Annotated in this window: 28 protein-coding genes; 8 read left to right on the top strand and 20 right to left on the bottom strand. The window is 66.0% G+C overall.

Translation table 11 applies throughout. The features are described from left to right. Window positions 1–172 precede the first annotated feature (172 nt). Together ASG72_RS02220 and efp are read right to left on the bottom strand one after the other, a co-directional pair. On the bottom strand, window positions 173–691 hold the full coding sequence (locus ASG72_RS02220; RefSeq protein WP_082540008.1) for a DUF1993 domain-containing protein: 519 nt from the start codon (window positions 689–691) through the stop codon (window positions 173–175). A gap of 92 nt (window positions 692–783) precedes the next feature. Beyond that, window positions 784–1,383: an elongation factor P gene (gene efp / locus ASG72_RS02215; RefSeq protein WP_056709892.1), complete on the bottom strand. Its 600-nt coding sequence runs from the start codon at window positions 1,381–1,383 to the stop codon at window positions 784–786. A gap of 186 nt (window positions 1,384–1,569) precedes the next feature. Between efp and epmA the strand changes: the two genes are divergently transcribed. The 6 genes from epmA (at window position 1,570) to ASG72_RS02185 (ending at window position 5,880) form a co-directional block, all read left to right on the top strand. Next, a complete protein-coding gene (gene epmA / locus ASG72_RS02210) occupies window positions 1,570–2,634 on the top strand; it encodes an EF-P lysine aminoacylase EpmA (RefSeq protein WP_056708331.1) in 1,065 nt (354 codons plus the stop codon). Continuing rightward, window positions 2,631–3,701 (top strand): lysine-2,3-aminomutase-like protein, encoded by a 1,071-nt coding sequence (locus ASG72_RS02205; protein ID WP_056708328.1) that lies wholly within the window; start codon window positions 2,631–2,633, stop codon window positions 3,699–3,701. Before epmA ends, ASG72_RS02205 begins: the two co-directional genes overlap by 4 nt. 93 nt (window positions 3,702–3,794) lie before the next feature. Beyond that, entirely contained in the window at window positions 3,795–4,445 is a 651-nt protein-coding gene (locus tag ASG72_RS02200; protein ID WP_056708324.1) for a DsbA family oxidoreductase, read from the top strand. 96 nt (window positions 4,446–4,541) lie between these two features. Continuing rightward, the gene (pyrF, locus tag ASG72_RS02195; protein ID WP_056709890.1) at window positions 4,542–5,249 is read left to right on the top strand and encodes an orotidine-5'-phosphate decarboxylase; all 708 of its coding nucleotides are present in this window, start codon (window positions 4,542–4,544) and stop codon (window positions 5,247–5,249) included. Between the two features lie 32 nt (window positions 5,250–5,281). Further along, on the top strand, window positions 5,282–5,569 hold the full coding sequence (locus ASG72_RS02190; RefSeq protein WP_056708321.1) for a DUF1330 domain-containing protein: 288 nt from the start codon (window positions 5,282–5,284) through the stop codon (window positions 5,567–5,569). Between the two features lie 2 nt (window positions 5,570–5,571). Further along, window positions 5,572–5,880, top strand: a complete 309-nt coding sequence (locus tag ASG72_RS02185; protein ID WP_056708318.1) for a DUF1330 domain-containing protein — start codon at window positions 5,572–5,574, stop codon at window positions 5,878–5,880. Between the two features lie 63 nt (window positions 5,881–5,943). On the opposite strand, the gene ASG72_RS02180 is transcribed toward ASG72_RS02185, so the two are convergent. From ASG72_RS02180 to ASG72_RS02135, 10 genes are all read right to left on the bottom strand, one after another. Next, complete coding sequence (locus ASG72_RS02180) at window positions 5,944–6,711, bottom strand: short-chain dehydrogenase/reductase (protein WP_056708315.1); 768 nt, start codon at window positions 6,709–6,711, stop codon at window positions 5,944–5,946. A 19-nt stretch (window positions 6,712–6,730) separates the two neighbouring features. Next, window positions 6,731–7,612 carry a polysaccharide deacetylase family protein gene (locus ASG72_RS02175; protein ID WP_056708313.1) on the bottom strand — a complete coding sequence of 294 codons (882 nt, stop codon included), beginning with the start codon at window positions 7,610–7,612 and terminating at the stop codon, window positions 6,731–6,733. A 13-nt stretch (window positions 7,613–7,625) separates the two neighbouring features. Continuing rightward, window positions 7,626–8,384: an ABC transporter ATP-binding protein gene (locus ASG72_RS02170; protein WP_056708310.1), complete on the bottom strand. Its 759-nt coding sequence runs from the start codon at window positions 8,382–8,384 to the stop codon at window positions 7,626–7,628. A gap of 8 nt (window positions 8,385–8,392) precedes the next feature. Beyond that, a complete protein-coding gene (locus tag ASG72_RS02165; RefSeq protein ID WP_082540007.1) occupies window positions 8,393–9,259 on the bottom strand; it encodes an ABC transporter permease in 867 nt (288 codons plus the stop codon). Between the two features lie 140 nt (window positions 9,260–9,399). After that, complete coding sequence (locus ASG72_RS02160) at window positions 9,400–10,374, bottom strand: ABC transporter substrate-binding protein (protein ID WP_056708307.1); 975 nt, start codon at window positions 10,372–10,374, stop codon at window positions 9,400–9,402. Between the two features lie 61 nt (window positions 10,375–10,435). After that, window positions 10,436–11,218 carry an enoyl-CoA hydratase gene (locus ASG72_RS02155; protein ID WP_056708304.1) on the bottom strand — a complete coding sequence of 261 codons (783 nt, stop codon included), beginning with the start codon at window positions 11,216–11,218 and terminating at the stop codon, window positions 10,436–10,438. Continuing rightward, complete coding sequence (locus tag ASG72_RS02150) at window positions 11,218–12,417, bottom strand: CoA transferase (RefSeq protein WP_056708300.1); 1,200 nt, start codon at window positions 12,415–12,417, stop codon at window positions 11,218–11,220. The genes ASG72_RS02155 and ASG72_RS02150 overlap by 1 nt, the downstream gene beginning before the upstream one ends. Next, a complete protein-coding gene (locus ASG72_RS02145; RefSeq protein WP_056708297.1) occupies window positions 12,414–13,676 on the bottom strand; it encodes an amidase in 1,263 nt (420 codons plus the stop codon). The genes ASG72_RS02150 and ASG72_RS02145 overlap by 4 nt, the downstream gene beginning before the upstream one ends. A gap of 80 nt (window positions 13,677–13,756) precedes the next feature. Beyond that, window positions 13,757–14,662, bottom strand: a complete 906-nt coding sequence (locus ASG72_RS02140; protein ID WP_056708294.1) for a LysR family transcriptional regulator — start codon at window positions 14,660–14,662, stop codon at window positions 13,757–13,759. 160 nt (window positions 14,663–14,822) lie between these two features. Further along, complete coding sequence (locus tag ASG72_RS02135) at window positions 14,823–15,242, bottom strand: DUF2267 domain-containing protein (protein WP_244488706.1); 420 nt, start codon at window positions 15,240–15,242, stop codon at window positions 14,823–14,825. A gap of 525 nt (window positions 15,243–15,767) precedes the next feature. Between ASG72_RS02135 and ASG72_RS02130 the strand changes: the two genes are divergently transcribed. Then, window positions 15,768–16,004, top strand: coding sequence for a hypothetical protein (locus ASG72_RS02130; protein ID WP_056708289.1), 237 nt, complete (start codon window positions 15,768–15,770; stop codon window positions 16,002–16,004). 44 nt (window positions 16,005–16,048) lie between these two features. Continuing rightward, on the top strand, window positions 16,049–16,729 hold the full coding sequence (locus tag ASG72_RS20525) for a hypothetical protein (RefSeq protein ID WP_156395752.1): 681 nt from the start codon (window positions 16,049–16,051) through the stop codon (window positions 16,727–16,729). Between the two features lie 67 nt (window positions 16,730–16,796). Here the strand turns inward: ASG72_RS20525 and ASG72_RS02125 are convergent, their stop codons facing one another. The 8 genes from ASG72_RS02125 to ASG72_RS02090 form a co-directional block, all read right to left on the bottom strand. Then, a complete protein-coding gene (locus ASG72_RS02125) occupies window positions 16,797–17,006 on the bottom strand; it encodes a hypothetical protein (protein WP_056708284.1) in 210 nt (69 codons plus the stop codon). Then, on the bottom strand, window positions 17,003–17,215 hold the full coding sequence (locus tag ASG72_RS02120) for a hypothetical protein (RefSeq protein WP_056708283.1): 213 nt from the start codon (window positions 17,213–17,215) through the stop codon (window positions 17,003–17,005). Before ASG72_RS02120 ends, ASG72_RS02125 begins: the two co-directional genes overlap by 4 nt. Further along, the gene (locus ASG72_RS02115) at window positions 17,215–17,547 is read right to left on the bottom strand and encodes a hypothetical protein (RefSeq protein WP_056708280.1); all 333 of its coding nucleotides are present in this window, start codon (window positions 17,545–17,547) and stop codon (window positions 17,215–17,217) included. Before ASG72_RS02115 ends, ASG72_RS02120 begins: the two co-directional genes overlap by 1 nt. 83 nt (window positions 17,548–17,630) lie before the next feature. Further along, window positions 17,631–18,131, bottom strand: coding sequence for a hypothetical protein (locus tag ASG72_RS02110; protein WP_056708277.1), 501 nt, complete (start codon window positions 18,129–18,131; stop codon window positions 17,631–17,633). Between the two features lie 61 nt (window positions 18,132–18,192). Then, window positions 18,193–18,414 carry a hypothetical protein gene (locus ASG72_RS02105; protein WP_056708274.1) on the bottom strand — a complete coding sequence of 74 codons (222 nt, stop codon included), beginning with the start codon at window positions 18,412–18,414 and terminating at the stop codon, window positions 18,193–18,195. 299 nt (window positions 18,415–18,713) lie between these two features. Next, window positions 18,714–19,118 (bottom strand): hypothetical protein, encoded by a 405-nt coding sequence (locus ASG72_RS20520; RefSeq protein ID WP_156395751.1) that lies wholly within the window; start codon window positions 19,116–19,118, stop codon window positions 18,714–18,716. An 84-nt stretch (window positions 19,119–19,202) separates the two neighbouring features. Then, window positions 19,203–19,670 (bottom strand): hypothetical protein, encoded by a 468-nt coding sequence (locus ASG72_RS02095; RefSeq protein ID WP_156395750.1) that lies wholly within the window; start codon window positions 19,668–19,670, stop codon window positions 19,203–19,205. 497 nt (window positions 19,671–20,167) lie between these two features. Beyond that, window positions 20,168–22,357, bottom strand: coding sequence for a tape measure protein (locus ASG72_RS02090; protein WP_056708264.1), 2,190 nt, complete (start codon window positions 22,355–22,357; stop codon window positions 20,168–20,170). Window positions 22,358–22,359 lie beyond the last annotated feature (2 nt).

The following is a 22,359-nucleotide window of genomic DNA, read 5'->3' as shown; positions in this document are numbered from 1 at the left end:
GATCGCTACGGGCCTCGGAAGAACCAACGGCCAAGGCCCTGAACGGTGCGCGTACATCCGGCGTCACAGTTCGGCCAAGGCCGTCTTCTCGACGGTGGAGGACAGTGGAACGCCCTCGACATCGCCGTGACCCTGATATGGGGGGCCGCGCGGCGCTTACAAGGGCCGCCGTTCAGCTATCGAGCACGCCCAGCAGAAAATCCTGCTTGCCGATCTGGATGCCGTTCTCGCGCAGGATCGCATAGGCGGTCGTTGCGTGGAAATAGAAGTTCGGCACGGCGAACAGCGTCAGATATTTCTCTCCCCGCATCGTCACCGTGGCGCTGGGGCCGCGCGGGAAGGTGACGTCGCGGGTCAGCCCCGCCTCGAAGCTCGCATCGTCCACCGCGCCGATGAAGGCCAGCACCTTGGCGATGCGCGCCTTCAGCTCGTCGAAGCTCGTCTCCTCATCCGCATGGCGGGGGTTCTCGCCGCCGGACAGCCGCGCGGCGGCGTTCTTGGCGAAATCGCAGGCGAGCTGGATCTGCCGGGTGAAGGGCAGCATGTCGGGCGCGAGCCGGGCGTCCAGCAACACCTCGGGCTGGATCTTGCGGGAAGCGGCCTGTTCGACCGTCTTGTCGAGAATGGCGTCGAGCGCCTTGAGCGTCTGGACGAAGCCGGCGAGTGCGGCGGAGCGGGCTGAGATGGGCATTGTGCGAGTTCCCTCAACGGAAAACGGGCCCGGTCGGGCCCGCTTGCGTTGCCGATATAGGCGCTCCCGCGCCGATTGCAGCAGGGACGTCCTCAGTCCTTGGCGCGCTCGACATAGGAGCCGTCGGCGGTCATCACCACGATGCGGACGCCGGGGCCGATATGCGGCGGCACGGCGGTGCGCACGCCGTTGACCAGGATGGCGGGCTTGTAGGAGGAGGAGGCGGTCTGGCCCTTGGTCACGGGCTCGGTCTCGGCGACCTCGACGGTCACCCGCTGCGGCAGCTCGATCGCGACGGCCTTGTCCTCGAACACCGAGAGCGAAACCTTCATGCCTTCCTGGAGATAGGGCGCCATGTCGCCGACCACGTCGCCATCGACATTGATCTGGTCGAAGGTCTCGGGGTTCATGAACACGTATTGCTCGCCATCCTGGTAGAGATAGGTGAAGTCGCGATCCTCGACATAGGCGCGCTCGACCTGCTCCGTCGTCTTGTAGCGCTGGGTCATCTTCACGCCGTCGGAGATGCGGCGCATGTCGATCTGCGTCGTCGGCGTGCCCTTTCCGGGGAAGAAGCTTTCGGCGGAGAGGACCGAGCAGAGATGCCCGTCGAGCTCGAGCACATTGCCCTTTCGGACGGAGGAGGCGATGACCTTGACCACGGCGATGTCTTCCTTGCTGCTGCGCGGCATCCGCGCGATCGAATTCATTGCCGCGCCACTACCGCATCGGGGCCGAAAACGGAAGCGTTTCGCGCGCGGGCCCTGCATCGAGCGCCCGGAGCGCGCTCTCCGATCATCGCCCGCTGGACCCTGCGGCGCTTCCCCTTCATCTTGCGCGCGGCGCTGCCCGGGAGTGCGCCGGCTGAAGGACGCGACATGGCCGAACGGAGACCGCCCTTCTGGCGGCCGGATATCCACGCCGACCGGCGGCCGGCGCTGCTGGCCCGCAACCGGATCAGGAGGGCGCTGCGGCACTGGTTCGAGGCGCGCGATTTCATCGAGGTCGAGGCGGCGATCCTGCAGGTCTCGCCGGGCAACGAGACGCATCTGCACGGTTTCGCCACCAGCCTGATCGACGATGCAGGGCTTTCCCACCCCTATTATCTCCACACCTCGCCGGAATTCGCGGCCAAGAAGCTCTTGGCGGCGGGCGAGCCGCGGCTCTTCGAATTCGCCCGCGTCTTCCGCAATCGCGAGCGCACGGCGCTGCATCATCCGGAATTCACCATGCTCGAATGGTACCGGGCGGGCGAGAGCTATACGGCGCTGATGCAGGATTGCGCGGCCCTTCTCGCCGAGGCGGCAGAGGCTGCCGGCGCGTCGCGTCTGACATGGCGCGGCCGCAGCGTCGATCCGTTTGCGCAGCCCGAGCGCCTCACTCTGCAGGAGGCCTTCCTCCGCCATGCCGGCATCGATCTCCTGCGCACGGTGACGGCCGATCACGATGTCGATCGCGACGGGCTGGCGGCGGATGCGGTGCAGGCCGGCATCCGCGTCGCCGCCGATGACAGCTGGTCCGATATTTTCAGCCGCATCCTGTCGGAGCGGATCGAGCCGCATCTCGGACAGGACCGCGCCACGATCCTGATGGAGTATCCGATCTCGGAAGCCGCCTTGGCGCGGCCGAAGCCGGGGGATCCGCGTGTCGCCGAGCGCTTCGAACTCTATGCTTGCGGCGTCGAACTGGCCAATGCCTTCGGCGAATTGACCGACCCGGCCGAGCAGCGCCGCCGCTTCGAGGCCGATATGGACGAGAAGGCCCGGATCTATGGCGAGCGCTATCCGATCGACGAGGATTTCCTGGCGGCGCTGGCGCTGATGCCGCAGGCCTGCGGCATCGCTCTCGGCTTCGACCGCCTGGTGATGCTCTGCACCGGCGCGCGCCGCATCGACGATGTGCTCTGGACGCCGGTGGCGGAACCGGGCAGGGAACCGCCATGACCGCTCATACCCCGCTACGCAGCATCGACGCCCTGATCGCCCGGGGCCTGGCCGATCCGGCCGGGCGCGCGGCGCTCGACGCCGTCGCCGCGCGTTACGCCGTCGCCGTGACGCCGGCCATGGCCGGGCTGATCGACCCTGCCGATCCGGCCGACCCGATCGCGCGCCAATTCGTCCCGACCGCCCGCGAACTGGAGGCCGCGCCGCAGGAACGTGCCGACCCGATCGGCGACGCGGCGCATTCCCCGGTCGAGGGCGTGGTGCATCGCTACCCCGACCGTGCCCTGCTGAAGCTCGTCCATGCCTGCCCGGTCTATTGCCGCTTCTGCTTCCGCCGCGAGATGGTCGGGCCGGGCGGCGATGCGCTGACCGGCGACAGGCTCGAGGCGGCGCTGGCCTATCTCGCGGCGCATCCCGAGATCTGGGAGGTGATCATGACCGGCGGCGACCCGCTGATCCTGTCGCCACGGCGCATCCGCGCGGTCACGGCGCGGCTCGCCGCCATCGCGCATATCAAGGTGGCGCGCTGGCACAGCCGCGTCCCGATGGTCCAGCCCGAGCGGATCACGGCGGAATTCGCCCGGGCGCTGCGCGTGCCGGGCAAGGCGAGCTATATCGCCATCCACGCCAACCACCCGCGCGAGTTCACCGGCGAGGCCCGCCTGGCGCTGGCGCGGCTGGCCGATGCCGGCCATGTGCTGATCAGCCAGAGCGTTTTGCTCAAGGGCGTCAATGCCGATCCCGACACGCTCGCGGCGCTGATGCGGGCCTTCGTCGAGAACCGGGTCAAGCCCTATTACCTGCATCACCCGGATCTCGCCCCCGGCACCGGCCATTTCCGGCTGTCGCTGGACGAGGGGCAGGCGCTGGTCAAAAGCCTGCGCGGCCATCTTTCGGGGCTGTGCCAGCCCACCTATATCCTCGATATCCCCGGCGGCGCCGGCAAGGTGCCCGTCGGGCCCTCCTACCTGTCCGGCTGCGAGATGCCCGGTGCCGAGGCGGCCGTCGAGGACAGGCTAGGCGTCAGCCATGCCTATCCGCCCCCCGGCGGCGAGACGCCCCGGTGACGGAGGACGTCCCGACCGGGACGCTTCCGATAGCAAGGTCGGGCTCCGGCCCCTCGAACACGCAGCGCGGCACCAGCAGAACGAAAGCCCATCATGCAGGACAAACTCCCGATCGCCATCGTCTCCGACATCGTCTGCCCCTGGTGCTTCATCGGCAAGGCGAGGCTCGAGGCGGCGCTGCGCGCCCATGGCCTGACCGACCGCGTCGCCATCACCTGGCTGCCCTATGAGCTCAATCCGGACATGCCCGAGGAAGGCATGGACCGGACGGCCTATCTCGACGCCAAATTCGGCCCCGGGAAACGCAAGGAGATCGAGCTGCGCCTCTCGGAGGCGGCGCTGGAGAGCGGGGTCACCTTCAACTGGGGCAGGGTGACCAAGAGCGTGAACACCCGCCGCGCCCATATGCTGGTCGCCGCCGCCTCCACCGTGCAGCAGGGCAGCGAGATGACCGCGGCGCTGTTCCGTGCCTATTTCCAGGAGGGCCGCGACATCGGCGATCTCGAAACCCTGGTCGCGATCGCCGTGGAGCAGGGTTTCGACGAGCAATCCGCTCGCGACGAGCTCGACAACGAGGAATTGCGCGAGACCATCATCGGGCTGGAAGCCCATGCCCAGAAGGTCGGCGTCACCGGCGTGCCCTTCTTCATCATCGACGGCAAGCTCGCCGTCTCGGGCGCGCAGACCGGCGATGTCTGGGCGCAGGTCTTCCAGCAGGTGCTGGGGCAGGGCGGCGGGACCTGAAGCCGCGCTCGCGCCGGTCGAGCGCCCGTTCCTGCGACCCGTCTTGCATCCCTTCTCGAATCATGGCCCATCGCGGCAGCCGCCGGAGGGATGCCGATGACCCGCAAGATCAACGACATGCGCGACAGGATGATCGTCGCGCTCGACGTCCCCACCATCTGGGACGCCTATCGCATCGTCTCGACGCTGGGGGACGGGGCGAGCTTCTACAAGATCGGCTATCGCCTGGCCTTCGCCGGCGGGCTCGACCTGTCGCGCCAGCTGGTCGCCGAGGGCAAGAAGGTCTTCCTCGATCTCAAGCTGCACGATATCGGCAACACCGTCACCGAGGGCGTGGATTCGCTCACCAAGCTCGGTGTCACCTTCCTGACCGTGCACGCCTATCCCCAGACCATGCGCGGCGCGGTCGAGGGCCGAGCCGACAGCGATTTGAAGCTGCTCGCGGTCACCGCCTTGACCTCCTATGACGATGGCGACCTCAGGGATGCCGGCTATGGCCTGGCGATCCGCGATCTCGTGCGCCTGCGGGCCGAGCAGGCCCGCACCACCGGCATCGACGGCATCGTCTGCTCCGCGGCCGAAACCGAGATCGTGCGGGATGTCGTCGGCGCCGACATGGTGATCGTCACCCCCGGCATACGGCCGGCCGGCGCCGATGTCGGCGACCAGAAGCGCACGCTGACGCCGGGCGAGGCGATCCGGGCCGGCGTCGACCATCTCGTGGTCGGGCGTCCCATCATCCGCGCCCCGGACCCGCGTGGCGCGGCCGCCGCGATCATGGACGAGATCGCCGCCGCCTCCTAAGCTCGCTGTCCCATCGGAATCAGGAAACGACCATGCCCAAGGGATATGTGATCGCCCGCGCCAAGGTGACCAATGCGACGCAATGGGCCGCCTATGCCGCGAAAGCCGGCGAAGCCATGAAGATCTATGGCGGCACGCCGATCGTGCGCGGCGGCCAGATGACGGTGGCCGAGGGCGAGGGCCGCGCCCGCAACGTGGTGATCGAGTTCAAGGATTTCGACGCGGCCAAGGCCTATGCGAATTCCCCGGAATATGCCGAGGCGCGCAAGCTGCGCGAGGGCGCCGGCGAGATCGACATCGTCGTCGTGGAGGGCATGTGACCATGGCCAAGGGTTACTGGATCGCGCGCGTCGATGTCGAGAACCAGGCGGCCTATGACGCCTATCGCTCGCTCAACGCCATCGCCTTCGCCAAATACGGCGGGAAATTCCTGGTGCGCGGCGGCGACTACAAGCTCGCCCGCGGCGAAGGCCGCAAGCATAATGTGGTGATCGAGTTCAAGGACGAGGCCACCGCGCGCGCCTGCTACGAATCGGCGGAGTATCAGGAGGCGGTGAAGCATCTCGCCCAGGCCGGCAAGACCGACCTGGTGATCATCGGCGGCTATGACGGCGCGCAGCCCGGAGATTGAAGGTCATGCGGCGTCCCGCTCGTCGCGCTGACGGGGCGCCCGGCAGCCATCGGGCGGAGCGGATCAGCCGCGAAACGCGCCGCCGCCATCGATGTCGAGCACGGTGCCGCTGACATAGCCGCAGGCCGGGGAGGCGAGGAAGGCGGCCGCATTGGCAATCTCCTCGGGCTCGATCAGCCGGTCCAGCGGCAGGTTGGCCAGCATCTCCTCCCAGCGCGTCTCGTCGCCGAAGGCGGCCTTCGCCCGCATCCTGCTGAGCGAGACGATGCGGTCGGTGCGGGTCTGCGAGGGGTTGATGCCCATCACCCGCACGCCCCAATCCGCCGATTTGCCGCCGACCGCCCCGGTGAAGGCCATCAGCGCGGCATTGCCGGTGCCGCCGCAGACATAGTCGTAGCGCGGGCTGCGGCCGGCGGCGCCGATGATGTTGACGATGCAGCCGGCCTGCCGTTCCTTCATCCCGGCGAGATAGAGCTTGGTCAGGTGGATATAGCCCATCACCTTGAGCGCCCAGGCCTCTTCCCACGTCTCCATCGAGAGATCGAGCAATCCGCCGCCCGGGATCGCCCCGGCATTGTTGATCAGGATGTCGATGTCCGGGAAGCTGGCGGCGACCCGTTCGCGCTCCGCCCCGTCGGAGAGATCGGCCGCGCAGGTGGCGACGCGGTTGCCGGCGCCGAGCCCGGAGGCGCAAGCGGCGAGACGGGTCGCGTCCCGCGCCACCAGCACCACCGAACAGCCCTCGGCGAGGAAGATCCGGGCGCAGGCCTCGCCGATGCCCTTCGAGCCGCCGGTGATCAGCACGCGGCGCCCGCTCAGTTTCAGGTCCATCTCGATTTCCTCGGTCGCTTCAGGCGCCGCGCAGCGGTTCCGCCTGGATGTACCAGTCGCAGATCTCGCTGCCGGTCACGAAGATCACCTCGCTGCTGGCGTGCAGCATCTCGATCATCTGGACGAGTTCGTGGAAGCGATGCGGCACCGAGATCAGATGCGGATGCAGCCCGATCGCCAGTACGCGCGGGTTCTCGCTGACCTCGTCCTCGAACAGCCGCAGCGTATGCGCCAGTCGCTTCGCCATCTCGCCGGTAGCGTGACGCTCCACCGCATAGATGATCGAATCGTTGATCTCGAGATTATAGGGCATCGCGACCATCGGCCCGTGGCGCGTCGCCATCCAGCTCGGCAGATCATCCACCACCCAGTCGCAGACATAGTCGATGCCGTTGCGCTTCAGCAGGTCCGGCGTGTCGACCGTCTCGCGCAGGCCGGGCGAGAGCCAGCCGCGCGGCCGGCTGCCGGTGAAGGCGGCGATCTTGTCCAGCGCGCCCTGGATGACGGCCTCCTCGCCGCCCTCCGCATGGTTGATCGCCTTCTGGTGGATGCCATGGCCGATGAACTCCCAGCCCGCTTCCAGCATCGCTTCGGCGGCGGCGGGATAGGCGTCGATCACCCCGGCGTTGAAGCTGGCCGAGGCCGGCAGCCCGCGCTCGTAGAACAGCTTGAGGATGCGCGGCAGCCCGGCACGCATGCCGTAATCCGCCCAGGAGAAATTCGGCACGTCCGGCACCGTCTCGCGGCCATGCGGCGGCGTGATGATGGTGCGCGGCATCGGCTGGTCGAACTGCCAATGCTCCACATTGACGACGAGATGCACGAAGATCCGCTTGCCGCGCAGCGCCGGCAGTTCCGGCCGCTGCGAGGAGAGGCGGTAGGGTATCCGGGGGTTGGCCATGGGATCAGCCTCGTCAGTGATGGCCGGCGCGCATCTCGGCCATGATCATGGCCTTGAACCGCGTGAAATCGGAGGTGGTGAGGTCGTCGAGCGACCGTGGCCGCGGCAGGGTGATCGGAATGTCGCGGGTGATCCGGCCCGGCCGCGCGGTCATCACGCAGACCCGGTCGGCGAGCAGGATCGCCTCGTCGATGTCATGCGTCACGAACAGCACGGTGGTCTTCAGCCGCTGCCACACCTCCAGCAGCAATTGCTGCATGGAGAGCCGCGTCTGCGCGTCGAGCGCGCCGAAGGGCTCGTCCATCAGCAGCGCGCGCGGCTCCATCACCAGCACGCGGGCGATGCCGACGCGCTGGCGCATCCCGCCCGAGAGCTGCACCGGCAGCGCCTGGTGAAAATTCTCCAGCCCGACGATCTTCAGGATGTCGCGGGCCTTGTCCTCGTATTCCGCGGCGCTGCGGCCCTGCACCTTCGGCCCGAACACGACATTCTCCCAGACGCTGAGCCAGGGCAGCAGAGCCGCCTCCTGGAACACCACGCCGCGATCGGGGCCCGGCCGGCTGATCGCCTGCCCGTCGAAGGTCAGCACCCCGTCGCTCAGCGGCTCGAACCCCGCCAGAAGGTTCAGCAGCGTGGATTTTCCGCAGCCGGAGGGACCGAGCAGGGCGACGAACTCGCCCTCGCCGATCTGGAAATCGACATTGTCGAGCGCCCGCACCCCGGCCGGTCCGCCATAGACCTTGGAAACGGCGTTGAAGGAAATCGTGCCCATCTGCGCGCTCAACCGTTGAAGTTCTGCAGGCGGCGCCAGCGCAGCACCCACATCTCGAGCCTGACGATCAGCCAGTCCGAGAGGAAGCCGACGAGGCCGATCGAGACCATGTCGGCGATGACGATATCCATGCGGCCGACGTAATAGGCATCCCACAGCACGTAACCGAGGCCGGATTTCACCGCGACCATCTCCGAGACGATCACCGCCGTCCAGCCGATGCCGAGCCCGATGCGCAGCCCGGTGAAGATCGAGGGCAGGGCGGCGGGCAGGACGATGCGGCGCAGGATGTCCAGCCGCCCGGCGCCCATCATCAGCGCGGCGCGGATCCAGTTCTTCTCGACGTCACGGGCGCCCTGGGTGGTGTTGATCACGATCGGATAGAAGGCGCCGATGGTGATCAGGAAGACCGCGCCGAAATCGGCGATGCCGAAGATCGCGATCGAGATCGGCAGCCAGGCGGTGATCGGGACCGGCCGCAGCCACTGGATCGTCGGGTCGACCATGGCCTGCGCCAGCTTCGACCAGCCGATCAGGATGCCGAGCGGCACGCCGACCAGGATCGCCAGCGCGAAGCCCTTCGCCACGCGCTGGGCCGAGAACAGCACGCTCTCGGCCCAGGTGCCGACATAGGGCGAGAGGCTCATGCCGCTCGGCGTGCCGAAGGCCCAGATCTTCCACGCCGCCCAGACCCGGTCCGGCGTCGGCAGCGCGCCGCCGGCGAGCGAGCCGTCCTTGCCGGCGAGCTGCCACAGGACGACCAGCGTCAGCGGCAGCAGGATCGCGGCGCCGTATTGCCGCAGCCGCGCGCCGAGATAGCGCAGGCTCTCGCCGGAAGCGGAGGGCGGGGGAGAGGTTTCGGCCGTGGCGGTCATCGGATGTTCCAGTCTCGACCTCGAGGAGAAGGGGGCGGCAGCCGGGGCGATCGGTGCCGGGCTGCCGCCTTCAGTCGGAGTCTCTCGCGGCGGCCGGGCCGCCTCGGCTCAGCTCTTGTCCGCCTCAGCTCTTTGGCCGCTCAGCTCTTGGCCGCCTGCTCCAGGAAGCTCGCATCCCAATATTTCTCGATATCGCCGGAGACGTCCTTGGGGATCACGCCGAGCTCGTTGAAGGCCTTGGCCTGGCGCTTGATCTGATCGACGGTGATCACCGGCCCGAGCTTGATCACCTTGGCGATCTCGGCCGAGACGGCCTCCTCCAGCCCGGTCAGCTTTGCGATCGCCGTGCCGAAGGCGGCGGGCGAGCTCTCGAGCTCCTTCATCTTCCTGACATAGGCGGTGACGACGCGCTGCACCGCCTCGCGCTTGCCGTCGACGGCGGCTTTCGACGCGGCGAGCATGCCGAGCTCGGCGCCGACCGCCTTGGAGGCGGAATAGTCGAGATTCTTGGCGAAGAAGCCATAGCCCTTCATCACCGGGATCGATTCGAACGGCTCCCAGGTCACGATGGCGTCGACCTCGCCCTTCTCCAGCGCCTGGTTGAAATTGGCGCCGCCGCCCTGGATGTTGATGGCGTTGAAGGCGTTGTAGGGGATGCCCTTCTCGATCAGCGTCGCCGCATATTGGAACCAGACGGCCGAGCCCGGCGCGATCGCGATCTTCTTGCCCTTGATGTCGTCCCAGCTGTCGAGCTTCACGCCCTTGCGGCCGATGACGTATTTCGGCGAAGCCCCGACGCCCATAATGCCGACCATCCCGGTCGAGCCGTTGGCCAGCGCGATGGCGAGGTCGGCGGGGCCGACCGAGGCGACGTCGAGCGAACCCGCGAGCAGGGCGGTGCGCGCATCGGCATAGCGGGCGAATTCGACCAGCTTGATCTCGACGCCCTGCTTCTTCAGCTCCTCCTCGATCAGCGTGATCGGCGCGAGATGGCCGACCTTCTGATAGCCGACGGTGAGCTGGACCGGCGGGGAGAGGGGCGTCTGCGCCTGCGCCGGAGCGGCGAAGGCGAATGTCAGCGCGGCAAGGCCGCCACAGAATGTCCGGCGCTTCATGGTCTCAACCTCCACTGTCGCGGGCAAACCCGCTTTCTGCACGATCTTGGCCCCTTCGGGCCTATTCCCCGATGAATGCGGGTTCCCGCTTTTCCCGGAAGGCTCGCTGGCCTTCCTTGTAATCGGCGCTGGTGAAACAGGCGGCGATCGCCCGGTCCGCCGCGTCGATGTCTCTCTCCTGCTCGCCGGCGAGGAGCGCGTTCAGCGTCTGCTTGACGGCGCGCAGGGTCAGCGGCGCATTGGCCGCGATCCGCCCGAGATAGGCCTGCGCCTCCTGCTCGAAACTGTCGGCGCCCCACAGCGCGTTGACGATGCCGAGCCGCAGCGCCTCCTCGCCTGCGATGATCCGGGCGCTCAGCAGCAGATCGGCGACCGGGCCGGCGCCGAGCTTGCCGAACAGCGCGCGTACGCCCTCATAGGCATAGCCCAGCCCGAGCCTGGCGGCCGGGACGCAGAAGCGGGCGTCGCTGCGGGCGAGCCGCAGATCGCAGCTCATCGCCAGGCCGAAGCCGCCGCCGAAGCAGACGCCGCGGATCACCGCGACGCTCGGCTTGCTCGCCTTGGCGATGGCGGCGCAGCCGCTGAGATAGGCCTGGTCATAGGCGCGGGTCGCGTCCTCACCGTCGCGCTGCGATCCGAATTGCGAAATATCGGCCCCGGCGCAGAAGGCGCGCCCGCCTTCGCCCGTGACGAGGATGGCGCGGACCGACGCATCGGCCTCCGCACGCGCCACCAGCCCTTCCAGGCTCGCCCACATCTCGTAGGTCATGGCGTTGAGCCTGTCCGGCTGGTCGATGACCAGCGTGGCGATGCCGTTTTCGCTGCTGTAGCGGACGCTGCCCATCAGATCGCCCCCGCTTCGCGCAGCCTGGCGATGTCGGCGGCGGAATAGCCGATCTCGCGCAGCACCGCCTCGGAATGCTCGCCCTTCTCCGGCAGTGGGGTCTCGAGCACCGCCGGCGTCCGCGACAGCGTGACCGGCTGGCCCACCAGCCTGATCTCGCCGCGCGCGCCATGCGGCACCGGCTGGGCGATGCCGAGATGGCGCACCTGCGGATCGTCGAAGACCTCGTCCATCTTGTAGATCGGCCCCGCCGGCACCCCGGCGGCGGCCAGCCGCTCCAGCCATTCATCGGATGTCGCGGCGGAGAAGATCTGCGTGAGCAGCCCCATCAAGGCCGGCCGGTTGCGCAGCCTGTCGGGCATTTTCGCGTAATCCGGATGGTTGGCGAGGTCGGGCCGGTCCAGAACCCGGCACAGCGCCTGCCACTGGCCCTCGCCGCCGACGCCGATATTGATGTAGCCATCGGCCGTGGCGAGCACGCCCATCGGCGTCGCATAGGGATGGTCGTTGCCGGCCTGGGCGGGGGCGACGCCGTCGACGAGGTAGCGCGCCGCCTGGAAATCGCAGAGCGCGATCTGCGCCTCGAGCAGCGAGGTATGGACCCATTGCCCCTCGCCGGAGCGCTCGCGCTCGGCCAGCGCCACGAGGATGCCGGTGACCGCATAGAGCCCGGCCGTCGAATCGGCCACGGCGGCCCCGGCCCGGACCGGTCCCTGGCCCGGCAGCCCGGTGATCCACATCAGCCCGCCCATCCCCTGGGCGATCTGGTCGAAGCCGGCGCGCTCGCGATAGGGCCCGTCCTGCCCGAAACCCGACACCGACGCCAGGATGATCCGCGCATTGACGGCCCGCAAATCCTCATAGGCGATGCCGAGCCGCTCCTTCACGTCCGGCCGGTAGTTCTCGACGACGATATCGGCCGTCTCGACCATGCGCATGAACACCGCCAGACCCTGCGGCGTCTTCAAGTTGAGCGTCATCGAGCGCTTGTTGCGGTGCAGGTTGAGCATGTCGTAGCCGTCGCGCGCGCCCGACATGCCCTCATTCGGATCGACCCCGTCCGGCGCCTCGATCTTGATGACGTCCGCGCCGAAATCGGCCAGCACGCGGCAGCAGGTCGGCCCCGCCCGCACACGCGTCAGATCGAGCACGCGCAGATGCGACAGCGCCTTGGCGGATGATGCGCCGGGATGGATCATGCGGCCTCCAGAAGTCCAGCGAGTGCCGAGGGTTCGCGGCCATGCCAGGCGGTTTCACCCTGTATCCGTGCCGCCAGGGTGAGCAGAGCGAGATCGCTGCCGCGCGGCCCGACCAATTGTGCGCCGATCGGCAGGCCATGGCCATCGAAACCGCAGGGCAGGGCGACGGCAGGCAGCCCGAGCCCGTTGACGAAGCGGGTGAAGGACGAGAGCGCATAGAGCGAGCGCGGGGCGAAGCCCGGGGACTCCGGGTCGCAGCTGGCGATATCGGGCGTCTCGATCGGCATCACCGGCAGCAGGACGGCGTCGTGATGGCGGAACAGGGTCAGCGCCCGCGCGATCGCCTGCAGGCGCTCTCGCGCCTCGGCGAGCCGCTCCTGCGGCATCGACAGGCCCTTGCGCAGCCGCGTCTCGAGCGTCGGGTCGAGCGTTCCGCTGCCGATCCGCCAGCCATGCTCGGCCGCCATCTCGCCCTGCAGTACGTCGAGCACCAGCCTGTCACAGGCCTGCAGCAGCGCGCCGAGCGGCTCCTCTTCCAGCTGCAGCCCGCTCGCCTTCAGCTGCCCCGCCAATCCGCTGCAGGCGGCGGCGATGGAAGTGGCCGCGGCGGCGCTCACATCCGCGGCATGGGCGATCCGGCGCAGCGGGGCGGGCGCCGGCTGCGGCAGCAGGCAGCGCGCCAGCCTCACCAGCGTCTCGGCATCGCGCGCCAGGAACCCCAGCACGTCCAGCGAGGGAGCGAGCGCCATCGCGCCCTCGACCGGCAGCAGGCCGAAGCTCGGCTTCCAGGCGGTGACGCCGCAGCAATGCGCCGGGATGCGCAGCGAGCCGGCAGTATCCGAGCCGATGGCGAAATCGACCAGCCCTGCCGCCACCGCGACAGCGGAACCGGAGGAGGACCCTCCGCAGATCCGGGACGGATCCCAGGGGTTGAGCGGCCTCTGCCGCAAAGGGTTGCCGCCCGAGGGTTCGCAGGCCAGCGCGGTCATCTCGCAGAAGCCGAGACGTTGCGCGCCGGCCCCGTCCAGCGCGGCGAGCAAAGCGGCCTTCATCTGCGACGGCGGCGAGTTCGCCTGCGCCAGCCCCAATGTCGGCGCACGGCCGGGTGTCGCGAACAGATCCTTCGCCAGATAGCTCAGCCCCGCCAGCACGCCCTGCGCGGGCGCCGCCGCCTCCGCCTCGACCAGAAGCCGCAGACGCTTCGCCGCCTCGCCGAAGCGGGTCGTGGCAGCCTGGGCGTCGAGCGCGGCAACGAGCATGGCTGGTGAAGCCCTCCTGCAAGGAGACTGTGACAGAAACCGCCTTTGCGGAATGAGAAATCCGACAATTCTGATTTCGACTAATCAGAAATCGTCGTGGCGTTGTCCTGCAGCGCGGCGAGCAGGCGGGCGGTGGGCGGATCCTGCTCTCCGGCCTGCGGCACGCAGATGTCGATATGGCGCCGCGCCCAGCTTTCGTCGAGGCGGATCAGGCGCAGACCGAGCGCCTCGGCCAGCGGCCGTAGCGCCGCCTCGGGCAGCACGCCGATGCCGAGCCCCTGGCCGACCATCTGGCACATCACCTCGAAGCTGCGGACCTGGACGCGCAGCCGCATCACCGCCGCCTGCTCGCGCGCCTTCTCGACCAGCAGCCGATGGATCGCGGTCCCGGCATCCAGCGCGACGAATTCCTCGTCCAAAATCTCGCCGAAGCGCACCGAGGCGCGTTCGAACAGCCTGTGTTCCGGAAACACTGCCACGGCCAGCCGGTCCTGCGAATAGGGCAGGGTGGTCAGCCCATGGGTGACGATGCCGCGCACGATCACGCCGAGATCGGCCTGGCCGCGGGTCAGCGCCTCCATGGTCTCGGCCGTCGGCCGCTCCTCCAGATCGACCTTGATCTGCGGGTTGTCGCGCATGAAGGACGCGAGATCCTGCGCCAGCCTCTGCACCAGGGCCGAGCTCGAGGCGAAGACGCGGACGCGGCCGCGCACCCCGGAGCGGTGCTCGTCCATATTGGACACCAGCTGGTCGGCGAGGCGCAGCACCGATTGCGCATAGCGCAGCGTGGTCACACCGGCATGGGTCGGCTCCACCCCATGCGGCAGCCGCTTCATCAGCTGCGCCCCCACCTCCTGCTCCAGCAGAGCGAGCCTGCGGCTCGCCGCCGAGATCGCGATGTTCATCCTGTCCGAGGCGCGGCTCAGGCTGCGCAGCTCGCACAGCGCGACGAAGAGCCGGAGCGATTGCAGATCATGATGCAGCAAGGTGGTTTGATCCCCTCGACCCGGTCGGGCCGCGGCCGATCATAGGGCCGCGCGCGACCGCGCGACAGTCGCGCGCCTTTTCGCGACGATGCGGAGGTTTCTGGGCCCGGCGGCACAGCGTCGCCGGCCACCCGGCGGTGGCTCGCCGGCGCGCGGCCGGTCAGCCCGCCTCATTCCAGAACGAGGCCGCCTCGGCGGGCAGGGCCGACAGGCAGGCCTGCAGCGCCGCCCGGTCGACCACCTGCCACAGGGCGAAGGCGACATCGGCGATGGCGGTGTCGGGCGCGAAATTATGGTCGCGCCTTAAGGACTGCACCTCCCTCGTCATCGCCGCGCGGGCGCCGAAGGGCAGCGCCGGCGCGTCGAGATCCCAATCGGCGACGAAGATCGCCCGCAGCACGGGCGGCAGCACGGCGGCGAAGGCGATGGCCTGGCGCATGTCGAGCCGGCGCCGGAAGACCTGCAGCACCGCCTGCACCATCGTATAGGTCTGGTTGCGGGTGGACAGCCCGGCCCGCTCCCGCGCGAGGCCGAGAAACCGCTCGAACTCCTCGGAAGCGCGTTGATACTCCATCGGCATCGGCACGGGACAACTCCTCCGGCAGGCGAGACGACGAGCCGGGACAGCACCAGGCACCCCGGCGCGGGCTCCAGAGGCAGGAACGCGCGCAAATCCGGCGATATCGAGGAGGATGAGCGAGGCTGGTGCTGCGAGAGAGGATTGAATTCAGAATAGCTATTATAAATCAATATTTTACAATAGACATTGCGGTAGTGTGATGGGTAGTTTTTGCGGTAAATGCGCTGGGAGCGGGCGCGCGTTCGCCTTGACTCTCCCACTGTTTGTGTTCCTATTTCGTTCTCATAACGAGGACAGAGGTCATGTCAGCCAAGCCAGCCGAAATCGATAACGATCAGGGTTCGACGAGTGGGAGCTGATCGAGCTAGTCGAAGAGCACGGCAGCGAACGACAGGCGCTCCGGGCGCTCCTGCATGACTTCCATGTGCTGTTGGCGGACGCCGACAAGGCCGTCTCGCGGGGCTTCCTGCGCGGTGTGTTCTCCGAGGGCGCCCGGCGCCTAGGTGACGCCGGGGAGGATGTGTGATGGTCCAGCGATCGAAGCGCTCTTTGTCACTCGGCAAGGTCGACGAAATGCAGCGCGAGGTAAGGGCCTTCGAATGGAAGGTGCGCGGCTGGGCCGCCGAAGTGCCGATCGGCAGCGCTGTCTATCTTGGACTGGACCCGCTCAACCACTCGCTTGGGTTGATGATGCGCATCTTGAACAGGGAAAAGGATGGCGGAGACTTTGAGCGCCGCTATGGTGAGGGGGGGATTGAATGAGCCCCCGCAGCCCGGTCGAATCTGTCGAGTAAGAGGCACTGTGCATGAAAGAAGCGATGCAGTGGCTGGGCTGGGCCGTAAGTATTGCCCTATCCATATATTTTTGGATTGATACGAAGCCGTTTGGCGTATTGGCCTACGATTCAAGCACGAGGCTTGTATTTGAACGCGGCGACATGCCGGTAAGCATGTTAAATGATACTGACAAGAAAATGATCTTGGATAAGGTGAGTGAAACCGTTTTCAGTTTTTGGAATGCAGGAAATGTATCTTTAAAACTAGAAGATGTGCGGAGAAAATTGACAATAGCGCCTAGTGAAAATATATCTGTATTGCATACGGTAATTTCGAGTCAGGCGCGTCCGATTGACAACAATATCAAGCTATCCATAGATAAAGATATATATTTCGATTGGAAAGTTTTCGACCCCGGGATGGGATTCAAGGTCTCAGTTCTTCACACTGGCTCACCAAAGCAATTTGTAGTCTCGGGAAATTTCGGCCCGCAAATTTCTTTAACAAACAAAACAGAAAGATATCATACAGCTTCACTAGTATTTAGTGGTATTATTTTATTAATAACGGCGGCAATGTCATTTTTCTCATATCGACAAGCCAGGTATAGTGGCATGCAGCGAATGTGGCCTGCCTACGTTACCGTTGTATTGGTCGCCGGATTGGGATTTGCTTTCATTTATTTCGCTGAATTCAAGTATCCGGGCTGATCCATTGTGAAGGCCCGCAGATCTGCACCGGCGGGCCTCATGTCGTTGATCGTCCTGGGCTTCGGCGCTACTGCGCTTCGAGGGCGAGCGTCGTCCTGATGATGCCTAACAGATCGGCCTTCGTTGCCCGGTCAAGGGCGAACTCGATCAGTTCTGAAGCAAGCAGCGAAGCCGGCAGCTCAACGGGGTTCGGGCCGTCAACGTAGTTGTCGGGCGGCTGATACCTTGCGGCCGCTGCTGCTATCAGGGTGCGAAGGGCGGGATTGAGCGCCGTCACTTGGCTGCCCTCCTGATCTCGCTTGCAAGCATGGCCGCCACCACTGCGCCGGACAATTCGCCCTGATGGGTCGCCTTTTCGACGTAGCCCTTGCCGATCCTCAGATAGACATAGACCATCGGATGGCTGTCGCCGCGAACCTCGTAGTTGCCGCCGCCCTCGATAGCGCCCGTCTCGATCAGCGGGCCATAGTCCTTTACGATGCTCATCACGCGGCCTCACTCTCGAAAGTCACTGCGACCTCACCGGGGGAGCCGGAACGCGAGTCGGTATCCGGACGCATCAGATCTACAAGCTGATGGTCAATTCCGACGAAGCCGTGATGCGCAGCGATTATCAATCCGGCCGGCGAGTGGCTGAACACTTCGATGTAAAAGTCTTCCGACGTATAGCACGCGTCGGCGGTTACATCGTTCCGGCCAGAGCACCCATAAAGGTCATAGAGGAAGGAATTGAACTCCTTCCGTCCCATGCGCGTGATGGTCTTGTCCAGCGAAGCCGTTTTCGCTTCGCTGGTATGCGTGGTAAGGTTGCTGGTCATCGCTTGTCCTTTGCTTGCGATGGTCACGGATGGCCGGCCTGACGAAGTGTGGTAGCGGAGTCGGGCCGGTCGCTGCTTGGGGCTCAATCGCCCGCCACCTTCCATTGCGGGAAGGTCCACCGAACCTGCTTCGATAGCTGGTCCAGCATCTTCTGAAGCCGCACGATGTCTGCGAGCGCCTGCTTCTTGGCGATCGGGTCCGACAGGTCGGCTTGTTCGATTTCAGCGATCCGGGCTTTGATCTCGGATTGCTTGTATCGGTGCACGATGCCGGCCAGCGCGCCGGCGGCATCTAGCAGGCACTCGATCGTCAGTTCCGCGCGAGCTATCGAATTCGAGGCCGCCGGTAGATCAACGCCGGCGAGATCGTGCGGAAACTGCGCCGGCTGGTCGTTCAGAAACTCGGGCGGCTTGATGCCGGCAAGCCGCAGCGGAATGACCACGCCATCCGTATTCCCGTCCTCGACATAGAACTGGAAGAACGGGACGGCCTGCGCGGCCACGCTGGCATCGCCAGGACCTTTGGTCGCGGCGCGCTTGCGGTCGCGGTAGCGCTTCTGTTTCTCTGCGGGTGAAAGTGCCATCTGCCTGAATCTCGGTAACGCGATGCCGTTACCTAAATCGCTGCACCTTAACAATCAACCCCTATTTTTCGCCGTTGTCCTTTTTCTCGCGCTCAAGGCGCCGACGCCGTTCGTCCAGGCGATCCTCTAAGCAGGAGATCGGCCAGACACCGGCCGCGCCCAATATTTCGACAAGGCGGGTGCGGAGGTCATGGCCGGGTGCGGCAGGGGCGACCATGAGCTGGTCGACCATCGCGCGGTAAATGTTAGTGGGGATGTAGGCGGGGATGTTGATCGGGGACATCGTGGGTTCTCTGCTGCGTCGGGATGAGGCGAAGCAGAGAATCGCACGCAGGAACTAAATCGCGCAAGAGTTGTTTTACGCGCAGCGCTACAATTTAAAGTAAGTAAGCTCTTATTTACTTCCCGCTGAAGCAAAAGCCCTCGCGGGTGACTAGTCCGCGAGGGGCTTCTATTTGGCGCCTCGCGGTGCGCTTACTCTGAAGGTCCGCGAGGCGCCGCGCCAGCCTGCCGCTTCTAACTGGGGCTGGCATGTTCGTTATAGCGGGACACCGGAGACGGTGCAGAACGTCGTGAGCGCGATCAGAACTTGCCGAAGTTCGGATCATCCTGCATGCGCGGCGCCGGCGCGCTGGCCTCGGCCTGCGCCTCCCTATCCTTCTTCCGCTGGTAGCTCGCGGCAGCGCGCTCCCGCGCGGCAATCTTGTCGGCCTCGATCTTCTCAGGGGTGCGACGCGCGCGCTCGTCTTTCGACTTCGCCGCCTTCTTTTCCTTGCGGCGCGCAGGCGTCATGTTCCGCTCGTAACCGCGAACGTCACGGCCTTCAGTAGTTCGGATCAATTCGACATAAGCGAGCCGCTGTTCCTCGCGCATCGGCTCAAACCTCGCGTTGCGTTCAACAGCAAATTTGTTCTGCCAAGCTTCGATCGCGGCCCGGAAAGGAAGTTTAGCGCAGCCGGGAGGTTGCATATTATTGTTGTCAGCCATACAATTACATATCGCTTTGGTGGTCGTGTTGATTGGATCTAGAGAATATGAGGCTCGAACGTTCCCGCGTTCGAGCCTTTTCTCTTAAGCTGCGGCTTTCTCGATCAAGTCGGCCAGGTCTTCGGCCAGATCCACCGGGAACGAAGGCGAGTTGTCGAACTTCTGCGCGCCGGTGCCATGGAAGGGCAGCATGAGGCGAATACCCGGCCCCTTCTTCACGACGCCATAGGGGACAGCCTCAAACGGTTCGATCGTGCCCGCGCCGGTCTTGATAGCGCGGCGCAGGGCGCCGACCACCTTGCCGGTCATATCCGGGTCGAGCGTCACCGGGGTCGCGCCGTCGATGGCGATGGTCACGCCTGCCGGAACCTTGTCGATGACAATGCCGGGAATATCGGGGGCGATGATGCCCTGATCGGTGCAAGAGCGAATCCACTGCGCGATGACGCCGGCCGAGGTCGTGCCAACGGCCTCGGCGATGGCCTTCAACTGGGCGACCCGGCGAGGATCAAGGCGAACGGCGTTCGCGGACGGCGAGAACGGGTTAGGCATCTGGGCTCCTGTTTCAACTGGTTAAGTTTATAACATGTTAACTAGATGAAAGCAAGCTGTGTGTTCTGCGTTCTGCGAGGCCGATTTCCCATATAGGTATATCAATAACTAGATACACATAATCAAATACAGATAAACGTCGGAAAAAGGCCTCGCAGAGAGCGGACTGTGTTTGCAGCATTACGAGGGGCTCCGCCCCTCGCGCTCCCCGGCGCGGTCGCTACGCTCCCGCGACGGTTTTCTCACGCGCCCGGAGAGAGTTTCAGGGAATGCTCCTCCGGTAGCCGAAGGCGTCGGGCATCCCATGTCGGGACAGAGAGGGCTCCGGGGACGGTCGCTTCGCTCCCTGTCCCCGGAAGCCCGATCTCAAGGCGAGCGGGGACCGTTCCGGCCCGAACGGTTTGGAGAGTCACCAGCGGCCGGCAGATTTCGACCGCGTCACAGTGCCGGCCACACCGGCGATGGCCGCCCTGGGTCTTCCCAGAGTCAGGGCGGGGCTATCGCGAACGGGTCTGTAGAAACGCGCCGGGCCTGCTCATGCGCCGAACCTCGTCCGCGACCACCGACCGCAGCGAAATTTCCATTTCGCGAGCCATCTTGGCAGCCAAATCTGCATTGTCTTCCGGCGTCCCACCGCTTGCGTTCACCGTCACGGGTGCGTTGATACTGATGGTCTGCATCGGTGCGGCGTTGGCGCTGGCAACGTCCGGCCTGCGGATTGCGGGCGCGTCGCCGACATAGCCTCCGGCAGCGAAGCCCTTCAGGGCGCCCCGGTGCAGGGATTCGAGATTGCCGACGCCGATCCGGTTCGTCGCGGCCTTGGACATCACATACTCGCCCCTATGGACGATACCGGCCGGCTCATACTTGCCACCGTGCCCGGTGTAGCCACCGTCCGCGAAGCCGAGCCCGCCAAAGAGCGAGCCGAAGATGCCGCCGCCGAAGAGCTTGCCGAACGGGCCGGAGCCCATAAGCGCACCCTGAAGCGCGGCCTTCAGCATCGCCTTGCCGAGCGACTGGATAACCTCGGTCGCGGATTTACCCTCAACCACCATATCGACAAGGCCGTCGGTGATCTCCTGGCCGAAGAACTTCGCCGCGTCCCGGGTGCCTTCCATGGCGTTCTTCAGGTCTTCGACCCTGAGCTTCGCGTTGGCGTAACCCTGCGCGGCTGCGTCGATCGCCGTTCGCATCTGGTCCGTAATCGTGATGCCGTCGCGCTTCGCTGCCTGCTCCAGCTGAAGGGCGATCTTGGACTGCTCAACCTCCCGCTTGCTCTTGCCGACCATCTCGGCTTCAAGGCGCAGGGCTTCGGTGCGACGCTGGATTGCCTCAAGGTCGCGATCATAACGGCCCTGTTTCTCAGCGCCCGAACCACCACCGCCACCGCCGCCCTTACCTTCGTTATCGGGGACGGCGTAGTCGGCGAGGCTGATGGGCTTGATCGCGCTTCCGGCCCCCTTAGGACGCGCGGGCGGCAGCGGCGCTTCGCGAAGGCGATTGGCGTAATCGATCTCAGATGCCCGGAAGCTAGACACGGCCTGACGGCTGCGCTGCGTCGCTGCGCTATCGGCGGCTGCGCGCTCCGGCGCGAGCTTGTCCCGGCCACCGGCGTTCGCCAGCCCCATCTCGCGCGCTGCGGCGACACGATCAGCGCGCTCGTTCTGATAGGTGAGAGCCTGCGCGCGCTGCGCGCCGGCATGGGCCTGTGCCAGATCACCGACTGCTTTGATGAGCGATTGCACCCCGACAACGGCGCCGGTTGCTGCACGGCCAATCCCGCCGATGCTACCCGCAAGACCGTCGATGGCGCCAGCGAGCGCAGCGCTGGCGCCGGTCGCCTTGTCGAACTCGCCAACGGCCTTGACCAGCTCGTTCTGCAAGCTCTGCCATGCCTGTTCCGTCGTGATCGCGGCACCGGCCAGCTTTTCTTCAAGGATCGCGGCGCCGGCCTGAATTGCGCGGAAGAACGCTTCGCTCGAAACCTGCCCATCCTTCACAAGCGAGGTTAGCTTGGCAACGTCGCCACCGGCTTCCACCATGCCGGCCGCTGCCGCTTCCAAGAGCGGGCGCATGCCGTCGAGCAGGCTGTTGTATTCCTCTGCCTGCACCTTGCCGCCCGCGAGTGCCTGGCCGAGTTGAAGCAGGGCGCCAGACGCCGCTGATGCCGACGTGCCGCCGACGCGAAGCGACTGTGCGACGATGTCCGTCATCTGCATGACTTCCTGCGAGGAAGCCTTCAGCGTGGTCTGGGCAGCTGAGACGCGGCCGTAGAGGGTCGCGAGCGCGTCCAGCGGCGCATAGTTGCGCTGGGCGCTGGCGAAGAGCTTATCGAAGGTGCTGCCGAGATCGGCGTCCTTCACGCCGGCCACCTTTAGCGTGTTCATGATCTTGGTGTATTCGTCGGCCGTTTTGCGGAGCTCGTTTAAGCCGGCGCCGGCCGTGATCGCGGCAAAGGCCGCGCCGACCTTGCCAGCGGCAGCCCTGCCGAAACCGTCCAAGCTGCGCGTCATGGCGTTGCTGCTGGTCGCCATCGCGCTTTCGAGGTTCTTCCCGGCCGTGCGGGCACGCCGCTCGATGCTGCGGAAGTTGTCGTTCGCCGTGCGGTTCGCGCGCTGGAAATTGCGTTCAAATTCGCGGATGCGCGCTTCAAGGCTTACGACAAGCTGTTCTGCCTCACCGGCCATTG

Origin of the sequence: Allobosea sp. Leaf344 (assembly GCF_001426225.1) — a bacterium.
In the GTDB taxonomy this organism is placed as follows: Bacteria; Pseudomonadota; Alphaproteobacteria; order Rhizobiales; family Beijerinckiaceae; genus Allobosea.
This window is presented reverse-complemented; position numbering and strand designations above follow the sequence as displayed.

Excerpts from the sequence above, each read along its gene's own strand:
- ASG72_RS02200 (WP_056708324.1), top strand. The coding sequence starts at position 3,795 with ATGCAGGACAAACTCCCGATCGCCATCGTCTCCGACATCGTCTGCCCC.
- ASG72_RS02105 (WP_056708274.1), bottom strand. The coding sequence starts at position 18,414 with ATGTCCCCGATCAACATCCCCGCCTACATCCCCACTAACATTTACCGC.
- ASG72_RS02220 (WP_082540008.1), bottom strand. The coding sequence starts at position 691 with ATGCCCATCTCAGCCCGCTCCGCCGCACTCGCCGGCTTCGTCCAGACG.
- ASG72_RS02115 (WP_056708280.1), bottom strand. The coding sequence starts at position 17,547 with ATGACCAGCAACCTTACCACGCATACCAGCGAAGCGAAAACGGCTTCG.
- pyrF (WP_056709890.1), top strand. The coding sequence starts at position 4,542 with ATGACCCGCAAGATCAACGACATGCGCGACAGGATGATCGTCGCGCTC.
- ASG72_RS02090 (WP_056708264.1), bottom strand. The coding sequence starts at position 22,357 with ATGGCCGGTGAGGCAGAACAGCTTGTCGTAAGCCTTGAAGCGCGCATC.
- ASG72_RS02190 (WP_056708321.1), top strand. The coding sequence starts at position 5,282 with ATGCCCAAGGGATATGTGATCGCCCGCGCCAAGGTGACCAATGCGACG.
- ASG72_RS02205 (WP_056708328.1), top strand. The coding sequence starts at position 2,631 with ATGACCGCTCATACCCCGCTACGCAGCATCGACGCCCTGATCGCCCGG.
- efp (WP_056709892.1), bottom strand. The coding sequence starts at position 1,383 with ATGCCGCGCAGCAGCAAGGAAGACATCGCCGTGGTCAAGGTCATCGCC.
- ASG72_RS20525 (WP_156395752.1), top strand. The coding sequence starts at position 16,049 with ATGAAAGAAGCGATGCAGTGGCTGGGCTGGGCCGTAAGTATTGCCCTA.
- ASG72_RS02135 (WP_244488706.1), bottom strand. The coding sequence starts at position 15,242 with ATGCCGATGGAGTATCAACGCGCTTCCGAGGAGTTCGAGCGGTTTCTC.
- ASG72_RS02145 (WP_056708297.1), bottom strand. The coding sequence starts at position 13,676 with ATGCTCGTTGCCGCGCTCGACGCCCAGGCTGCCACGACCCGCTTCGGC.
- ASG72_RS02150 (WP_056708300.1), bottom strand. The coding sequence starts at position 12,417 with ATGATCCATCCCGGCGCATCATCCGCCAAGGCGCTGTCGCATCTGCGC.
- ASG72_RS20520 (WP_156395751.1), bottom strand. The coding sequence starts at position 19,118 with ATGGCTGACAACAATAATATGCAACCTCCCGGCTGCGCTAAACTTCCT.
- ASG72_RS02185 (WP_056708318.1), top strand. The coding sequence starts at position 5,572 with ATGGCCAAGGGTTACTGGATCGCGCGCGTCGATGTCGAGAACCAGGCG.
- ASG72_RS02120 (WP_056708283.1), bottom strand. The coding sequence starts at position 17,215 with ATGAGCATCGTAAAGGACTATGGCCCGCTGATCGAGACGGGCGCTATC.
- ASG72_RS02175 (WP_056708313.1), bottom strand. The coding sequence starts at position 7,612 with ATGGCCAACCCCCGGATACCCTACCGCCTCTCCTCGCAGCGGCCGGAA.
- ASG72_RS02155 (WP_056708304.1), bottom strand. The coding sequence starts at position 11,218 with ATGGGCAGCGTCCGCTACAGCAGCGAAAACGGCATCGCCACGCTGGTC.
- ASG72_RS02130 (WP_056708289.1), top strand. The coding sequence starts at position 15,768 with ATGGTCCAGCGATCGAAGCGCTCTTTGTCACTCGGCAAGGTCGACGAA.
- ASG72_RS02110 (WP_056708277.1), bottom strand. The coding sequence starts at position 18,131 with ATGGCACTTTCACCCGCAGAGAAACAGAAGCGCTACCGCGACCGCAAG.
- epmA (WP_056708331.1), top strand. The coding sequence starts at position 1,570 with ATGGCCGAACGGAGACCGCCCTTCTGGCGGCCGGATATCCACGCCGAC.
- ASG72_RS02180 (WP_056708315.1), bottom strand. The coding sequence starts at position 6,711 with ATGGACCTGAAACTGAGCGGGCGCCGCGTGCTGATCACCGGCGGCTCG.
- ASG72_RS02160 (WP_056708307.1), bottom strand. The coding sequence starts at position 10,374 with ATGAAGCGCCGGACATTCTGTGGCGGCCTTGCCGCGCTGACATTCGCC.
- ASG72_RS02095 (WP_156395750.1), bottom strand. The coding sequence starts at position 19,670 with ATGCCTAACCCGTTCTCGCCGTCCGCGAACGCCGTTCGCCTTGATCCT.
- ASG72_RS02170 (WP_056708310.1), bottom strand. The coding sequence starts at position 8,384 with ATGGGCACGATTTCCTTCAACGCCGTTTCCAAGGTCTATGGCGGACCG.
- ASG72_RS02165 (WP_082540007.1), bottom strand. The coding sequence starts at position 9,259 with ATGACCGCCACGGCCGAAACCTCTCCCCCGCCCTCCGCTTCCGGCGAG.